The organism is Undibacterium sp. Di26W (assembly GCF_049340265.1).
Classification (GTDB): domain Bacteria; phylum Pseudomonadota; class Gammaproteobacteria; order Burkholderiales; family Burkholderiaceae_D; genus Undibacterium.
In genome coordinates this window covers 249,625-264,641 of the sequence record NZ_JBMPOR010000005.1, presented here as the reverse complement: position 1 = coordinate 264,641, position 15,017 = coordinate 249,625, and the positions used below count along the sequence as shown (strand labels likewise).

The following is a 15,017-nucleotide window of genomic DNA, read 5'->3' as shown; positions in this document are numbered from 1 at the left end:
CCAAAAATGCCACGTTTTGCTGCCAATCTCAGCATGATGTATACCGAATTAGCTTTTACCGAACGCTTTGCTGCTGCAGCGAAAGATGGTTTCAAGGCAGTGGAATACCTGTTTCCCTATGACTATCCGGTGCAGGACTTGCAAAAGCTATTGCAGGACAACGGTTTGACACAGGTACTGTTCAATACCCCGCCGGGTAACTGGGCAGCGGGTGAGCGTGGCATGGCGTCGATACCCGGACGTGAAGAAGAGTTCAAGCTGGGTTTTGAACAGGCGCTGGATTATGCCCGCGCCCTCGGTAACCGTACTCTGCATGTGATGGCCGGGCTGATACAGCCAGAGCAAGACAGGGCAAAGCACCGCGCCGTGTATCTGCGCAATCTGGCCTATGCGGCCTTGCTGGCTGACAGGGATGGCATCACCATCGTGATTGAGCCCATCAATACCCGTGATATACCGGGCTATTTTTTAAACCGCCAAGACGAAGCGCAGGAAATTTGCCAGGAAGCCGGAGTAGAAAATTTGCGTGTGCAGTTTGATATTTACCATTGCCAGATCGTCGAAGGCGATGTCGCTACCAAGCTGCGCCGGGATATGTCACTCCAGCATGCCGGCATTGGCCATGTTCAGATTGCCGGTGTGCCAGACCGGCAAGAGCCGGATCAGGGGGAAGTCAATTATCCCTACCTGTTTGGCCTGCTTGACGAGTTGGGCTACCAGGGCTGGATAGGTTGCGAATACCGCCCACGTGCAGGTACGTCGGAAGGTTTATCCTGGGTAAAGCCCTGGCTGAAGTGACGGTGGTGACGGTGATGCTGCTGGTGATGGATTCAGCCAAAGCAAAAAAGCAGTCGTCATGACTGCTTTTCTGTATTGCGGCTAAAGGGCGAAGGGTGCTTATTCTTCGCTGACCTGCAAAATAAGTTTGCCGAAGTTTTTACCTTCAAACAGCATCATCAGCGTATCAGGGAAGGTTTCTATGCCCTTGACAATGTCTTCACGCGTCTGGAACTTGCCTTCGGCCATCCATTTGCCCATTTCAGCCACGGCTTCGCCGTAACGGGCGGCGTAATCAAAGACGACGATACCTTCCATGCGGGCGCGGTTGACCAGCAGTGACAGGTAATTGGCCGGGCCCTTGACCGGTGTCGTGTTGTTGTACTGGGAGATCGCGCCACAAATAATGATGCGTGCCTTCAGGTTGATACGGGTCAGTACGGTATCAAGGATATCGCCGCCGACATTATCAAAGTAGATGTCAACGCCATTCGGGCAATGTTCTTTCAGGCCATCTTTGACCGAGCCAGTCTTGTAATCGATGCAGGCATCAAAACCCAGTTCATTGACAACGAAATCGCATTTATCCTTGCCACCGGCAATACCAATCACGCGGCAACCCTTTTGCTTGGCGACCTGGCCCACGGTCTGGCCAACGGCACCAGCGGCACCGGATACCACCACGGTTTCACCTGTCTTGGGTTGACCCACGTCCAGCAGGCCGAAATAGGCCGTCATGCCAGGCATGCCCAGGGCATTCATGAATTTTGGCAAGGGAGCCAGCTTAGGGCTGACCTTATAAAAGCCAGCCGTTTTGTCATCGGCTGCACCTACCCAGTATTGCTGCACACCCGTACCACCGGACACATAATCACCAACCGCAAATTTGGGGGATTTGGATGCAAGCACCTTGCCTATGCCGCCAGCGCGCATGACTTCATTGATGGCGACCGGGCGGATATAGGATTTACCTTCATTCATCCAGCCACGCATGGCCGGGTCCAGCGAGATATAAATGGTCTGTACGACAATTTCACCATCTGTGATGTCGCGTACGGTTTCTGTGGTGAAGTTCCAGTCACTATGCTTGGGGTTGCCTACCGGACGGGCGGCGAGGCGGTATTGCTGGTTGCTGAGTGTGCTCATGCTGTCTCCTTGATATTGGTGCGGTTTGCGTTTGAATATGTTTGAACGCATCTGAATGCGTCTGAATCAAAATGGGGGTGTCAGAAGAGTGACTATACATGAATTAGAACGAACGTGCTTTTTGTTGTGATTATTTAATTGAAAGCAGGTTCTATGAATTATGCGGCCGATCATGCGACAATAGACGGTTAATCTTTAAGCTTGCCAGTAAATTTACGAATTTAATTTGTTTTAAAGCCCATATCGTCATCAACCCGGGCTATACCCCTGAAATCATGAGCATACGACCAGAATACATCCTGACTTTATCCTGTCCCGATCAACGCGGCATTGTGCATAGCGTATCGGGTTTCCTGGCCCATCATGGCTGCAATATTATTGACTCGGCCCAGTTCGGTGATGCGCAGTCGGCTACCTTTTTCATGCGCGTGCATTTCGCCGTGGAAGATACGGCGATCAGTGATAGCGCGTTGAGGGACGACTTTGCCGTGCTCGGTGGCAGCATGCAAATGAACTGGCAATTGCATGATGCACATCACAAGCCACGTGTGATGCTGATGGTATCCAAGATCGGCCATTGCCTGAATGATTTGCTGTTCCGCTACAAAAGTGGCTTATTGCCGGTAGAGATCAAGGCCATCGTGTCCAACCACACTGATTTTTATCAGTTGGCGGCCAGCTACAACATTCCTTTCCACCATTTGCCGCTGGCAGCAGGTGCGCCGGCAGAAGCCAAGCGTGCGCAGGAACAAAAAGTGCTGGATATCGTTGCCGCCAATGATATAGAACTGGTGGTGCTGGCGCGTTATATGCAGATACTGTCGCCGCAGTTATGCGATGCGCTGAAGGGCAAGGCGATCAATATCCATCATTCCTTCCTGCCCAGCTTCAAGGGTGCCAAGCCTTACTACCAGGCGCATGAGCGTGGCGTCAAACTGATAGGCGCTACCGCGCATTTTGTGACCGGTGACCTGGATGAAGGCCCTATCATTGAACAGGATGTAGAGCGTGTTGATCATTCCATGGAACCGGAAACCCTGACCGCCATCGGTCGTGATGTGGAATGCGTGGTGCTGGCGCGTGCCGTCAAATGCTTTGTTGAACATCGCATTTTATTGAATGGCCACAAGACGGTGGTGTTCAAGTAATGGCACTCAAATCCATCATTTACAAGGCCGACCTGAATATCTCGGACATGGACCGTGGCTATTATGCCGACCATAGCCTGACGATCGCCCGCCATCCATCCGAAACCGATGAACGCATGATGATACGTGTGCTGGCCTTTGCCATCCATGCGGCAGAACGCCTGGAATTCGGTAAGGGCATATCCGATACCGAAGAACCCGATATCTGGCTGAAGGATTACACCGATGCCATACAACTGTGGGTAGAAGTTGGCCAGCCGGACGACAGACGTTTGCTGAAAGCCTGTGGCCGTTCGGAACAAGTCATCGTCTACAGCTTTGCCAGCGCCAGTGATATCTGGTGGAAGGCAATGAATAGCCGTCTCGACCGCGCCAAGAATTTGCGTGTCATGAATGTACCTTCAGAGCAAAGCCAGGCATTGGAAAAACTCGCCCAGCGCAACATGCAATTGCAATGCACGATACAGGATGGGCAAATCTGGATGTCAGCCGGTGATGCTTCGGTGCAGATTGACCTGGAAACCTTGAAAGACTTTTCTTAAATTCAGACCGTCACTGTATTCGCTGCTTCTGCCCATTGCATGGGTGTGGGCAGCGCGGTGGCGCTGAATTCCAGGTGCAAAACCCGGCGCTGACTAGTATGGGTAGTATGGTTGGCCTTGTCCGATGCATGTAATAGCAGTGGTTTCATCAGCAAGACATCCCCCGCCTGCATGGCGCAGACCTGCACATCGGTTTGCGCGGCATTCTCAATATAGGCATCTACCTGTGCACCGTGCAGTTTGCCGTGGCGATGGCTGCCTGCCATCACTTTCAGGGCGGCATTGTCATGGTCGGCAGCATCAAGGGCGATGCGCAGGGCCAGCATGCTTTCCAATACATTTGCCGGTGGCTCGACATGGTGGGCGCCGTTTTTAAGCGTCCACTTTGTGTAGCCGGGCACATCCATTTTCTGGCTCACGCAAATCGTCATATCCTGATGCCAGGCTACCAGCCAGTTGTGTTCAGCATTTTTGTTGAAGAAGATGCTGCGTACCGGCTTTGCATACGGCATGCCTGCCGCCTGCAAGACCGCCTGTATTTTTTGCCAGGGCAGGGCAAGCGAAATAGCCGGATGGGTTTGCAAGACCAGCCGCACACCATAGTCATGGGCGATGGGCTGGCAGGCCTGTTCCAGTTGCGATAGTTCAGCCGGGTTGAGAAAGCCGGGCAACAGGGCAAAACCCTGCTGACTCAAACCCTCAGCCATACCCAAATAACTGTTTGATGTAGCTAACATCAGACTTTCAGATCAGCCCTGCAAAACCTTTTTCAGCCACAGGCTGATATCGTCCACTTCTTCCGGGCAGACGGAATGTGGCATCATGTATTCATGCCATTCAAGCTGGTATCCCAGTTGCTTCAGCAGATCGCGTGATTCTTCGGCGCGTTGTATCTGGATGACAGGGTCGGAGCGGCCATGGGCCTGGAAGATGGGGGTATCCTGGTTGGCCGCATGGCGCTCGGTGGCAATCAGATCACGCAAGGGAACATAGCCGGACAGGCACAGCAGGCCACCCAGTTTTTCCTGGTAGCGCAAACCGGTTTGCAAGGTCATGGCGCAACCTTGCGAGAAGCCTGCCAGCAAGATGCGTTCTGATGGAATGCCGCGTGCATTTTCGCGGGCGATCAATTGTTCTATGCGTTTTTGCGATACGCGCAGACCCTTTTCATCTTCACGTCTGGCGATGTCAGTGCCCAGTATGTCATACCAGGAACGCATCACATACCCGCCATTGATGGTCACCGGCATGGTCGGTGCATTCGGGAAGACAAAGCGGATGCCGGGGTTGCCACTCAGATCCAGTTCCCTGACGATGGGCACAAAATCATTGGCATCGGCACCCAGGCCATGCATCCAGATGACAGCGACCGTGGGGTTGGGGCTGCTTTCTATTTCTATCGTTTCTAGAATGTCTTGTGTCATGATGGTTTTCTGGAAGAATTAAAATAAGTGACAGATTTTACCGTGAGCAGTAATAAGGCGCAGGGCAACCATACGCTCAACAATTCAGATTGCATGACTTGCCAGCCGCGTGCCGTCAGGAAACGGTTCACGCCTATTGGCGATACCTTGATGAATTGCCAGGGAAAGAAATAACGTTCTTCATTCAGCGGCCAGAAAAATTCCACGCCCAGCCCACCAGTGGTCAAGGCATCCAGCATGCCGTGGGATGCGGTGGCAAATGCGATAAACAACCAGACCCGCAGGCGGCTGCTGCCCAGGCGCGCATGAAATGCGCAGGCGACAGTCGCCACCAGTGCTGCCATCAGCAGCGAATGGCTGAAGCCTCTATGCCCAAATGCCGATTCATAGGCGATGCCCAGCTTGAAGCTGATGACATCCAGATCTGGCAAGATGGCGCACAACATGCCCAGGGTTAGCAAGGGCCATGAAATACGCTGGCGGCCAAGCAACAGACCGCAGGTCAACGGGATGATGGGGTGGGTGAGTATTGTTGCCATGTCGGCGGGTGATCAGTTGTCGTCAGATATCAGGCCGGATTTTTAGGGCGCAGGGCGTTCTTTGGCCGGAATGCCTTGCAGACCGCATCATCGGTTTCGATATACGGGCCACCGATCAAATCGATGCAATACGGGACGGCTGCAAAAATACCGGCGACCTGCTGCTTGCCGTCAGCATCTTTCAAGCCTTCCAGGGTTTCCTTGATGGATTTTGGCTGGCCTGGCAAATTCAATATCAGGGCTGCATGGGTAGTGGTTTCACGTATGACGGCGACTTGCCGTGACAAAATCGCCGTTGGCACGAATTTCAGGCTGATCTGGCGCATCTGTTCGCCAAAGCCTGGCATTTCCTTGGTGGCAACGGCGAGTGTGGCTTCTGGCGTCACGTCACGCCGGGACGGGCCGGTACCACCGGTCGTGATGACCAGATGGCATTCTTCTTCATCCACCAGGGCAATCAGGGCTTGTTCTATCGCTGCACGTTCATCTGGTATCAGGCGGGTGACCATATCCCAGGGGGTAGTCATTGCCTTGCCAAACCATTCCTGCAAGGCTGGCAAGCCCTGGTCCTGATAAATACCGGCAGAAGCCCGGTCTGAAATGGAGACCAGGCCGATTTTCAGCTTGCTTTGATCTACAGACTTATCTGTCATCGTACTCGTCGTCGTCATCTTCTTCATCAGACTCGTCAGCATCATCCGCCTTGGCACCAGCTTTGGATTTTTGCAGGTCTTTCAAAATCTGGAAAATCTCGCGATAGGCCTTGGGCGGCTTGTTTTCTGCCTGTTCCTTGCGTGCATTGCGTATCAGGGTGCGCAATTGCTGTACATCCAGTTGCGGATTTTCTGCCAGCAACTCGGTCAGTACATTGTCGTCGGCCAGCAGTTTTTCGCGCTGACGTTCAAGCGCGTGCATAGCGGCTGTTTCCGATTTGGAGGCACCTTTCCAGCTGTCGATGGTTCTCTGGATCAATGCGACTTCTTCTTCATCCAGGGTGCGCATCTTCTTGCCCACATACTGCATCTGACGGCGGCGGCCTTCATGATCCTTGATTTGTTGGCAAATCAGGATGGCTTCGCGCACATCTTCTGGCATGGGGACACGTTTGACGCGTTCACGCGCTTGTTCGACCAGTTCTTGCCCCAATTTTTGCAGGGCGGTCATTTCGCGCTTTAATTGTGACTTGGATGGACGATCGTATTCTGGCTCGAACTCATTGGATTGGTAGCCACATGAGCCACGATTTGGATTTGGCATAATTCTGCGCCTTTACTATTAACTTAATGAAACGGCTGCTATGATACCCCTTTTAGCTAGGAAATACCCAAAAACACCCACGTCAGGGCAAGCTTTGCATTGGCAAGGGGGTATTATTGCGGTAATTTCATGGCAGTTTTTTCGTTTAGCTTCCCACAGAAACCCCATCTATGAGCAAACCAGTTTTCACCCATTCCCAAGACCAGTTAAAACAAATCGCGCAGGATATGTTGCGTTTTGCCCGTGAAAAAGGGGCATCTGATGCGGCGGTAGAGATCAGTGAGGGCGGTGGCCTGTCCATCAGTGTCCGCAAGGGCAAGGTGGAAACCATAGAGCAAAACCGTGACAAAGGCATCGGTATCACTGTGTATATCGGCCAAAGACGCGGCAATGCCAGTACCTCGGATTTTTCCGAGCAGGCACTGCGTGACTCGGTCGACGCGGCCTACAATATCGCCCGTTTTACGGCAGAAGATGATTGCGCCGGTTTGCCAGAGCCAGAATTGCTGGAATTGGCACCACGTGACCTGAAACTGTGCCACCCGTGGCTGATCAGTGCCGAAGAAGCCATAGAACTGGCAAAACGCACGGAAGCAGCAGCGTTTGCGGTGGACAAGCGCATCACGAATAGCGAGGGTGCCAGCGTGCATGCCCAGCAATCGCATTTTGTGGCGGCCAATTCACGCGGTTTCATGGGCGGTTATCCTATTTCGCGCCATACCATTTCTGTTGCGCCGATTGCTGGCAAGGGTGCAAAAATGCAAAGGGATGACTGGTATTCATCCCAACGCAATGCAAAAAAACTGGCCGACCCTGAATCCATAGGCCGTTATGCTGCTGAACGGGCACTGGCCAGGCTGAATGCACGCAAGCTTGATACCCGCAAATGCCCGGTCTTGTTTGAAGCACCGCTGGCGGCTGGCTTGCTGGGTTCGCTGGTGCAGGCAACTTCGGGTGGCGCACTGTATCGCAAATCTACTTTCCTGCTGGATTCGCTGGGTACCCAGATTTTCCCGGATCATATACAGGTACTGGAAGACCCGCATGTCATCGGTGCGGTCGGTTCTTCACCGTTTGATGATGAAGGCGTGAAAACACAGAAACGTGACATCGTCAGCAATGGGGTATTGCAAGGCTATTTCCTGTCCACTTATTCAGCCCGCAAGCTGGGCATGCAGACCACCGGCAATGCTGGCGGCTCGCATAATTTGTCAATGACATCATCGCTGACCAAGCGTTCGGATAATTTTGTGGCTATGCTGAAAAAAATGGGGCGTGGCTTGCTGGTGACTGAACTGATGGGGCAGGGCGTGAATTATGTGACCGGCGATTATTCGCGCGGCGCTTCTGGCTACTGGGTGGAAAACGGTGTGATTCAGTACGCTGTTGAAGAGATCACCATCGCCGGCAATATGCCAGACATGTTCAAGCAGATTGTTGCCATCGGTAACGACACCCTGATCAGAGGCACCAAACAGACAGGTTCCATCTTGATCGAGAACATGACGATTGCCGGTGGCTGATCGACATTGTTCGCCTTGAAAAAAAAGACCATCTGATGCAGATGGTCTTTTTTTTGTTGGCGTGTGATTTGATCATGCGCCCAGATAAGCTTCGATGACCTTGGGATTGCTGAGCAAGTTGGCCCCCGTGTCGCTGAGAACGATATTGCCGTTTTCCAGCACATAGCCATGTTTGGCGATCTTCAGCGCCTGCCTGACGTTTTGTTCTACCAGCAGGATGCTGAGGCCAGTCTGATTGATTTCCTTCAGGATGCGGAAAATCTCCTGCACCACCAGTGGGGCCAGCCCCATCGAGGGTTCGTCCAGCAGCAGCACTTTGGGTTTTGCCATCAGGGCACGGCCTATGGCCAGCATTTGCTGTTCGCCACCCGATAAATTTCCTGCCAGGCCAGTCGCACGGTTTTTCAGGACCGGGAAGAGGGTGTACACCCATTCCATATCCTGCACTATCTGTGTCTTGTCCTTGCGGGTGTAGGCACCCAGCTCAAGATTTTCCCTGACGGTGAGCGTGGTCAGAATGGCGCGGCCCTCGGCTACCTGTACCACACCCTTTTGCACGATGTGGTGTGGCGACTTTTGGCTGATGTCTTCATCTTCCAGGAAGATTTGCCCGGAAGCTGATTTCAACAAGCCGGAAATAGCCAGCAGGGTGGTGCTTTTGCCGGCACCGTTGGCACCGACAAGGGCGGTGATTTCACCGGCATTGAGGGCCAGGCTGATACCTTTGACGGCAGCGATATGGCCATACATGACATGCAGGTCCTGGACGCGCAAGATCTGACTCATTCTGCGTCCTCCTTGCCAAGGTAGGCTTCAATCACATCCGGGTTGTTGCGGACTTCTTCGGGCGTGCCTTCGGCGATGATCTTGCCAAAATTGAGCACGGCAATACGGTCGCATAATTCCATCACAAAGCGCATGTCATGTTCTATCATGAAAATCGAAAAACCGCGTTCACGTATATTTTTGATTTCTGCCATCAGTTCAGTTTTTTCTGCCGGATTCATGCCTGCTACCGGTTCATCCAGCAAGAGCAGCTTGGGCTCGGTGGCCAGGGCGCGCGCAAATTCCAGTTTGCGTTGCTCGCCATACGACAGGTTGTCTGCCAGCATATGGGCTTTATGGTCCAGCCTGACCCATGACAATAATTCGTGTGCGCGTTCTTTGGCCTGTTTTTCGGCATTTTTGTATGTGCTCAAATTGAACAACATGCTGGCCACGCCATAGTTGAGATGATCATGCATGCCGACCACGACGTTTTCCAGCAGGCTCATTTCCTTGAAAATACGGATGTTCTGAAATGTGCGGGCAACGCCCAACTGGGCAATCTTGTGACTGGCCACCGTGGTCAGGTCCTGGCTATTGAAACGCAACTCACCACTGCTGGGGCGCAGCAGGCCGGTAATCAGGTTGACGATGGTGGTTTTTCCAGCGCCATTGGGGCCAATCAAGCCATAGATACTGCCTTGCGGCATGGTGAAGCTGACATCCTGCAATACCCGCAGGCCGCCAAAATTTTTACTGATAGAACGTAATTCCAGCATTTAGCTAACCTTTCCGGAGCGTGATGATGTTAACTTTTTGCGAAAGTTTCTGATTCTTGCCGGGTCCCAGATACCTTTGGGTAAATACAGGATGACCAGTATCAGTATCAGGCCGTTGGCAGCCAGGCGGAAATTCTTTAAAGAGTGCATCAGTTCCGGTAACAGGCTCAGGCTGCTGCTGCCTATCAGCGGGCCGATCAAGTTGCTGGTGCCGCCGAAAACTGCCATGGTCAATATGTCCACCGCATTTTCAAATGCGTAGTTGCCTGGACCTATGGTGAAGGTGTAATGCGCATTCAGGCCGCCAGCAATACCGGCGATGGATGCCCCCATCACAAACGCCAGCAGCTTGTAGCCACCGACATTCACACCCATGAGGCGGGCGGCAATCTCATCTTCCTTGATTGCTTCAAAGGCACGGCCTATTTTTGAACGCCGCATCCTGGCCAGTACAAACAAAATCACCGCCAGCAGGATGACGATGTGCCACCACTCGGTTTTTTGGGGAATGCCGTTCAGGCCCATGGGGCCGCCGGTGATTTCCATATTCAACACGATGACACGTACCACTTCACCAAAGCCCAGCGTCGCCATGGCCAGGTAGACGCCGGAAAGACGCAATGTCGGTATGCCGATGATCAGCGCGACGATGGCAGGCATGATGGCACCGGCCAGCAAGGCCAATGGGAAGGGCAAGCCGGTCTGCATGCTGATCATGGAAGCTGTGTAGGCACCGATGCCCATGAATGCCGCATTGGCCAGTGACAGCAAGCCGCAAGACAAGGTCAGGTAAATCGAAAGTGCCAGCATGGCATTGACGCCTATGCCAAAAATGACAGTGCTATAAATAGCCCAAAAACTATCCCACCATTCAAGCATAGTGTTACGCCTTTCTTTCCAGTACTCTGCCGAACATACCGGAAGGGCGTACCAGCAAGATGATAAATAACAGACCAAAAGCCACCGCATCGCGGAAATCGCTCGACAGATAAGCAACGCTCATCACTTCAGCAAAACCGAGGAACAGGCCACCTATCATGGCACCACGTATATCGCCCATGCCACCCAGGATAATCACGGCAATGCCCTTATGCAGCATGGGTTGCCCCATGAATGGGGAAATTGCATTGAACGACAGGCCGACCAGTACACCGGCAGCGCCACCCAGTGCCGCTGCGGCAAATGAAGTCAGGAAAAACAGGCCTTCAACATTGATGCCCAGCAAATAAGCAGCTTTGGGCGATTCGGCAATAGCCCGCAGGGCGCGGCCAATTTGCGTGCGACGCATGACTTGCAGCAGCACCAGCATCAGGACAAAGGCGATGACGACAATCGCAAGTTGTACCGCAGTCAGGTGCAGGTTGCCAAGGCTGAAGCTTTCTTCCGGTATGGTGCCAAAAGGGAAGCGTTTGTTTTCTGCACCAAAAATCCCCTGGGATATATTGGTGATCATGATGGCCACACCTATGGTGGCAATCATTGGGGCAAGATGCGGGGCATTGCGTTTTCGTAATGGCCGCAAGACCAGAAAGTCGACGATGACACCCAGCAAGCCGCAGGCCAGCATGGCCAGCAACATGGCCACCCACAGGGGCATCTGCAGAGCGCTGACCAACAGCAGGGCAATATAGCTACCCAGCATGAAAATCGCGCCGTGCGACAAGTTGATGACGCCAAGGACGCCGAACACCAGCGTGAATCCTAAGGCGAAAAGCGCATACACGCTGCCTAGGGTCAGAGCGTTAATGAGTTGTTGTTCCAGCATGGGTATCCAGATGATTAGGATTGCTTTGCTTGCCTGTGCAGATGCAGGGCAGGTCACCGACACATGTGCACATGTGTATATTTCTATCGGATGAAACTCATCCCGGCAAGAGAAATCATGCAACGTGTATTGCTGACCCAGTGTGGGTCAGCAATACAGCGGCTATTTATTTTAACAATACAAATTTGCCGCCTTTGGCAATATTGACGATGGCATCTTGCTGCGCATCGTAGCCAGCTTCCTTGCCATCTTTGGGGGCAGCACGGCGGAATGCGAATTTGCCGGTGGCGCCTTCCATCTTCACGGCTGGCAAGGCGTCGCGCAATGCCAGGCGATCTTTTTCCAGGTTACCACTCAGGCTGACTTTTTTCAGTGCTTCGGCAACGATTTGCAGCGCGTCAAATGCCTGCGCAGCAAACTGGTCAGGGTCGGAACCAAATTTTGCCTTGTAGTCAGCCATGAAGCTCTTGTTGGCAGCAGACTGGTTTTCGGCAGACCATGGGCTGCCCATCAGGGTATTGTCGGCAGCGTCTTTGGCGATTTCAAACAGTTTTGGCGAGTTGAAGCCGTTACCACCTATGAACGGCTGCTTCATACCCAGAGAGCGGGTTTGCAGGATGATATTCGCCGCTTCTTCTGCCAGGCAGGAACAGACAATGGCGTCTGGATTGGACGCTTTGATCTTGGTCAACTGTGCTTTGAAATCCACGTCACCCTTGGTATAGGTTTCTGTATCCGTGACCTGGATTTTTTGTTCAGTCAGGGCATTTTTGAAAACGTCGTAACCACTCTTGGTAAAGGCATCATCATTGCCGTACAGGACGGCCACTTTCTTGATATTGAATTGTTTGACCGCTGCGCGTGTGGTGACTGGCAATACGTCCGCTTCCATGACGGAGTTGCGGAAAGTGAAAGGCCCCATATTAGTAATGCCGTCAGCGGTGTTGCTGGTGCCAAATACGACAGTCTTGGTGGCGTTGGCAATCGGGTCAGCAGCAAAGGCCGAATTGGACAGGGTAGGGCCAAAAATCATTAATACTTTTTCCTGGAACAGCAATTTTTTGAAGGCATTGATTGCTTCTTCTTTTTTGCCCTGTTCATCTTCAACCACCAGTTGTATCTTGTTGCCGTTCACACCACCCTTGGCATTGATCTGGTCTGCCGCCAGTGTGAAACCATTTTTGATGGCAACACCATATTTGGCTGCAGGGCCGGTCAGGGCTTCGGCAACGCCGATTTTGATATCAGCAGCCTGGTTCAATGTGGAATAGGCCAAGAGGGTGGTAGCAGCTAACAATTTAAGACGGTATGACATGGTGATCTCCTGAAAAATTATGATGACTCTTGCGATTCGCAATTAGCAACACGGAACAGATGAATTGTGTTGTTCGTATCTCTTGCTATTCAGAACGAATTTGCCTGTCCAGATGCAAGGAAAGCGAGATCGCTAAACTTATTGGATGTTTATTGTCACGAAGGATTGTATTGGCTGGCAACCGCAGCAGCAATAAAACGCCATGCTGCGATGCAATATCCATTACTTAAGTAGTACTACTGACGAGGCTGATTTTTTGGCCTGGAAATGCTGGGCCGGAGAGGGGGCGAGCATGCCAGCGACTGCGTAAGCAGGTGCGCTGGCATGAGCAGGGACTGTTGTTTGTGGGGCTGTTGTAGGGCTATTGGTGCTTGGAACCTGTTTGCGATCTGTAGCGAGCGTGCGTCAGCGGGGTGAAGAGCCGCGCAAAAAGCGGAATGTACTTAAGTACATGAGCATTTTGAGCAGCGCATGAGCCCCGCGTGGACTCCGATTGCGCTCGCGCAGTAAGATCGTACACAGGTTCTTATGCCAGTTGCTTACGTACGCGGGCAATCGCTGCTTTTACCTGATTTGGTGCGGTGCCGCCGATATGGTTACGGGCTTCAACCGAGCCTTCCAGTGTCAGTACTTCAAATACGTCTTCATTGATCAGGCTGGAAAAGGCGCGCAATTCTTCCAGTGACATATCGCTGAGGTCGCAAGCCTTGTCAACGCAGGTGCGTACCGCCAGTGCCACGGCTTCATGGGCATCACGGAAAGGCAGGCCTTTCTTGACCAGGTAATCGGCCAGGTCGGTTGCTGTGGCATAGCCTTGCAGCGCTGCTGCACGCATGGCTTCCGGCTTGACGCTGATGCCGCCAGCCATGTCGGCGAAGATGCGCAGGGTGTCGATCACGGTGTCCACGGTATCAAACAATGGTTCCTTGTCTTCCTGGTTGTCCTTGTTGTAGGCCAGTGGCTGGCCTTTCATCAGGGTCAGCAGGGCAATCAGGTGGCCATTGACGCGCCCGGTCTTGCCACGCGCCAGTTCTGGCACATCAGGGTTTTTCTTTTGCGGCATGATCGACGAACCGGTGCAGAAACGATCCGCGATATCGATGAAGCCGACGCGTGGGCTCATCCAGATCACCAGTTCTTCCGACATGCGGGAAATATGCGTCATGATCAGCGCAGCAGCAGCGCAAAATTCAATGGCGAAATCGCGGTCAGAGACAGCATCCAGCGAGTTATAGCAGACTTCATCAAAGCCCAGCGTCCTGGCAACGCGTTCACGGTCGATAGGGAAGGTGGTACCAGCCAGGGCAGCTGCACCCAGCGGCAGGCGATTCACACGTTTTCTGCAATCGAGCATGCGTTCGCTGTCACGGCCAAACATTTCAACATAGGCAAGTATGTGATGACCAAAGGTGATCGGTTGGGCCACCTGCATGTGGGTAAAGCCAGGCAGGATGGTGTCGGCATTTTTTTCAGCCAGGTCCAGCAAGGCACTGCGGAAGTCGGCCAGCAACACTACGATATTGTCGATGGCACTACGCATGTACAGCCGGATGTCGGTGGCGACCTGGTCATTGCGTGAGCGGCCAGTGTGCAGGCGTTTGCCAGCGTCGCCTACCAGTTCGGTCAGGCGTTTTTCTATGTTCAGGTGGACATCTTCCAGGTCGAGCAGCCATTCAAACTTGCCACTGTCGATTTCTGACTGTATCTGTGCCAGGCCGCGCTGGATATCGGCATAATCCTGGGCACTGATGATGTGTTGTGCCTGCAGCATCTCGGCGTGGGCCAGCGAGCCCTGGATATCAAAAGCAGCCATGCGGTTGTCAAAAAACACCGAGGCGGTATAGCGTTTCACCAGATCTGAGACAGGTTCCGAGAAGCGGGCAGACCATGCCTCGCTTTTTTTATTGAATTGTGATGTCATAGTAATAGTTTGCCAATTTGGCTGCGTTTGCTTAAAGATTGGTGCAGATTATCCCAGATTTTGGCCTGCAATACCCCGTGACTTGGCGCCTTACATGCGCAAAATGCCAATAATCC

General features: G+C 52.8%; 16 protein-coding genes. 4 read left to right on the top strand and 12 right to left on the bottom strand.

The window, feature by feature from the left end; all coding sequences use genetic code 11:
- The first annotated feature begins 6 nt into the window (after window positions 1-6).
- Window positions 7-798 (top strand): 2-oxo-tetronate isomerase, encoded by a 792-nt coding sequence (gene otnI / locus ACO0LM_RS09055; protein ID WP_423036294.1) that lies wholly within the window; start codon window positions 7-9, stop codon window positions 796-798.
- 99 nt (window positions 799-897) lie between these two features.
- On the opposite strand, the gene ACO0LM_RS09050 is transcribed toward otnI, so the two are convergent.
- Window positions 898-1,923, bottom strand: coding sequence for an NADP-dependent oxidoreductase (locus tag ACO0LM_RS09050; RefSeq protein ID WP_423036292.1), 1,026 nt, complete (start codon window positions 1,921-1,923; stop codon window positions 898-900).
- Between the two features lie 275 nt (window positions 1,924-2,198).
- Here ACO0LM_RS09050 and purU point away from each other — a divergent pair, with 275 nt between their 5' ends.
- Both purU and ACO0LM_RS09040 read left to right on the top strand, forming a co-directional pair.
- Complete coding sequence (gene purU, locus ACO0LM_RS09045) at window positions 2,199-3,071, top strand: formyltetrahydrofolate deformylase (RefSeq protein ID WP_423036290.1); 873 nt, start codon at window positions 2,199-2,201, stop codon at window positions 3,069-3,071.
- Entirely contained in the window at window positions 3,071-3,613 is a 543-nt protein-coding gene (locus ACO0LM_RS09040; RefSeq protein WP_422980716.1) for a YaeQ family protein, read from the top strand. Before purU ends, ACO0LM_RS09040 begins: the two co-directional genes overlap by 1 nt.
- A 2-nt stretch (window positions 3,614-3,615) precedes the next feature.
- Here ACO0LM_RS09040 and ACO0LM_RS09035 read toward each other — a convergent pair whose 3' ends face one another.
- The 5 genes from ACO0LM_RS09035 to yjgA are packed head-to-tail and all read right to left on the bottom strand — an operon-like array spanning window position 3,616 to window position 6,833.
- Window positions 3,616-4,350 (bottom strand): phytanoyl-CoA dioxygenase family protein, encoded by a 735-nt coding sequence (locus ACO0LM_RS09035; protein ID WP_423036288.1) that lies wholly within the window; start codon window positions 4,348-4,350, stop codon window positions 3,616-3,618.
- A gap of 12 nt (window positions 4,351-4,362) precedes the next feature.
- Window positions 4,363-5,037: an alpha/beta hydrolase gene (locus ACO0LM_RS09030; RefSeq protein ID WP_423036286.1), complete on the bottom strand. Its 675-nt coding sequence runs from the start codon at window positions 5,035-5,037 to the stop codon at window positions 4,363-4,365.
- Window positions 5,034-5,576 carry a metal-dependent hydrolase gene (locus ACO0LM_RS09025; RefSeq protein WP_423036284.1) on the bottom strand — a complete coding sequence of 181 codons (543 nt, stop codon included), beginning with the start codon at window positions 5,574-5,576 and terminating at the stop codon, window positions 5,034-5,036. The genes ACO0LM_RS09030 and ACO0LM_RS09025 overlap by 4 nt, the downstream gene beginning before the upstream one ends.
- Before the next feature lie 29 nt (window positions 5,577-5,605).
- A complete protein-coding gene (gene mog / locus ACO0LM_RS09020) occupies window positions 5,606-6,229 on the bottom strand; it encodes a molybdopterin adenylyltransferase (protein ID WP_423036282.1) in 624 nt (207 codons plus the stop codon).
- A complete protein-coding gene (yjgA, locus tag ACO0LM_RS09015) occupies window positions 6,219-6,833 on the bottom strand; it encodes a ribosome biogenesis factor YjgA (RefSeq protein WP_423036280.1) in 615 nt (204 codons plus the stop codon). The genes mog and yjgA overlap by 11 nt, the downstream gene beginning before the upstream one ends.
- 170 nt (window positions 6,834-7,003) lie before the next feature.
- On the opposite strand from yjgA, the gene pmbA reads away from it, so the two are divergent.
- A complete protein-coding gene (pmbA, locus tag ACO0LM_RS09010) occupies window positions 7,004-8,356 on the top strand; it encodes a metalloprotease PmbA (protein ID WP_423036278.1) in 1,353 nt (450 codons plus the stop codon).
- Between the two features lie 72 nt (window positions 8,357-8,428).
- On the opposite strand, the gene ACO0LM_RS09005 is transcribed toward pmbA, so the two are convergent.
- The 6 genes from ACO0LM_RS09005 to argH form a co-directional block, all read right to left on the bottom strand.
- Window positions 8,429-9,142: an ABC transporter ATP-binding protein gene (locus ACO0LM_RS09005; RefSeq protein WP_423036276.1), complete on the bottom strand. Its 714-nt coding sequence runs from the start codon at window positions 9,140-9,142 to the stop codon at window positions 8,429-8,431.
- On the bottom strand, window positions 9,139-9,900 hold the full coding sequence (locus ACO0LM_RS09000) for an ABC transporter ATP-binding protein (RefSeq protein ID WP_423036274.1): 762 nt from the start codon (window positions 9,898-9,900) through the stop codon (window positions 9,139-9,141). The genes ACO0LM_RS09005 and ACO0LM_RS09000 overlap by 4 nt, the downstream gene beginning before the upstream one ends.
- The gene (locus ACO0LM_RS08995) at window positions 9,901-10,779 is read right to left on the bottom strand and encodes a branched-chain amino acid ABC transporter permease (RefSeq protein ID WP_423036271.1); all 879 of its coding nucleotides are present in this window, start codon (window positions 10,777-10,779) and stop codon (window positions 9,901-9,903) included. It abuts the gene before it with no gap.
- Between the two features lie 4 nt (window positions 10,780-10,783).
- The gene (locus ACO0LM_RS08990; RefSeq protein WP_423036269.1) at window positions 10,784-11,665 is read right to left on the bottom strand and encodes a branched-chain amino acid ABC transporter permease; all 882 of its coding nucleotides are present in this window, start codon (window positions 11,663-11,665) and stop codon (window positions 10,784-10,786) included.
- Window positions 11,666-11,831: 166 nt separating this feature from the next.
- Window positions 11,832-12,980: an ABC transporter substrate-binding protein gene (locus tag ACO0LM_RS08985; protein WP_423036267.1), complete on the bottom strand. Its 1,149-nt coding sequence runs from the start codon at window positions 12,978-12,980 to the stop codon at window positions 11,832-11,834.
- Between the two features lie 526 nt (window positions 12,981-13,506).
- Window positions 13,507-14,901, bottom strand: a complete 1,395-nt coding sequence (argH, locus tag ACO0LM_RS08980) for an argininosuccinate lyase (protein ID WP_423036265.1) — start codon at window positions 14,899-14,901, stop codon at window positions 13,507-13,509.
- Between the last annotated feature and the right edge of the window lie 116 nt (window positions 14,902-15,017).

Excerpts from the sequence above, each read along its gene's own strand:
- otnI (WP_423036294.1), top strand. The coding sequence starts at position 7 with ATGCCACGTTTTGCTGCCAATCTCAGCATGATGTATACCGAATTAGCT.
- ACO0LM_RS09050 (WP_423036292.1), bottom strand. The coding sequence starts at position 1,923 with ATGAGCACACTCAGCAACCAGCAATACCGCCTCGCCGCCCGTCCGGTA.
- purU (WP_423036290.1), top strand. The coding sequence starts at position 2,199 with ATGAGCATACGACCAGAATACATCCTGACTTTATCCTGTCCCGATCAA.
- ACO0LM_RS09040 (WP_422980716.1), top strand. The coding sequence starts at position 3,071 with ATGGCACTCAAATCCATCATTTACAAGGCCGACCTGAATATCTCGGAC.
- ACO0LM_RS09035 (WP_423036288.1), bottom strand. The coding sequence starts at position 4,350 with ATGTTAGCTACATCAAACAGTTATTTGGGTATGGCTGAGGGTTTGAGT.
- ACO0LM_RS09030 (WP_423036286.1), bottom strand. The coding sequence starts at position 5,037 with ATGACACAAGACATTCTAGAAACGATAGAAATAGAAAGCAGCCCCAAC.
- ACO0LM_RS09025 (WP_423036284.1), bottom strand. The coding sequence starts at position 5,576 with ATGGCAACAATACTCACCCACCCCATCATCCCGTTGACCTGCGGTCTG.
- mog (WP_423036282.1), bottom strand. The coding sequence starts at position 6,229 with ATGACAGATAAGTCTGTAGATCAAAGCAAGCTGAAAATCGGCCTGGTC.
- yjgA (WP_423036280.1), bottom strand. The coding sequence starts at position 6,833 with ATGCCAAATCCAAATCGTGGCTCATGTGGCTACCAATCCAATGAGTTC.
- pmbA (WP_423036278.1), top strand. The coding sequence starts at position 7,004 with ATGAGCAAACCAGTTTTCACCCATTCCCAAGACCAGTTAAAACAAATC.
- ACO0LM_RS09005 (WP_423036276.1), bottom strand. The coding sequence starts at position 9,142 with ATGAGTCAGATCTTGCGCGTCCAGGACCTGCATGTCATGTATGGCCAT.
- ACO0LM_RS09000 (WP_423036274.1), bottom strand. The coding sequence starts at position 9,900 with ATGCTGGAATTACGTTCTATCAGTAAAAATTTTGGCGGCCTGCGGGTA.
- ACO0LM_RS08995 (WP_423036271.1), bottom strand. The coding sequence starts at position 10,779 with ATGCTTGAATGGTGGGATAGTTTTTGGGCTATTTATAGCACTGTCATT.
- ACO0LM_RS08990 (WP_423036269.1), bottom strand. The coding sequence starts at position 11,665 with ATGCTGGAACAACAACTCATTAACGCTCTGACCCTAGGCAGCGTGTAT.
- ACO0LM_RS08985 (WP_423036267.1), bottom strand. The coding sequence starts at position 12,980 with ATGTCATACCGTCTTAAATTGTTAGCTGCTACCACCCTCTTGGCCTAT.
- argH (WP_423036265.1), bottom strand. The coding sequence starts at position 14,901 with ATGACATCACAATTCAATAAAAAAAGCGAGGCATGGTCTGCCCGCTTC.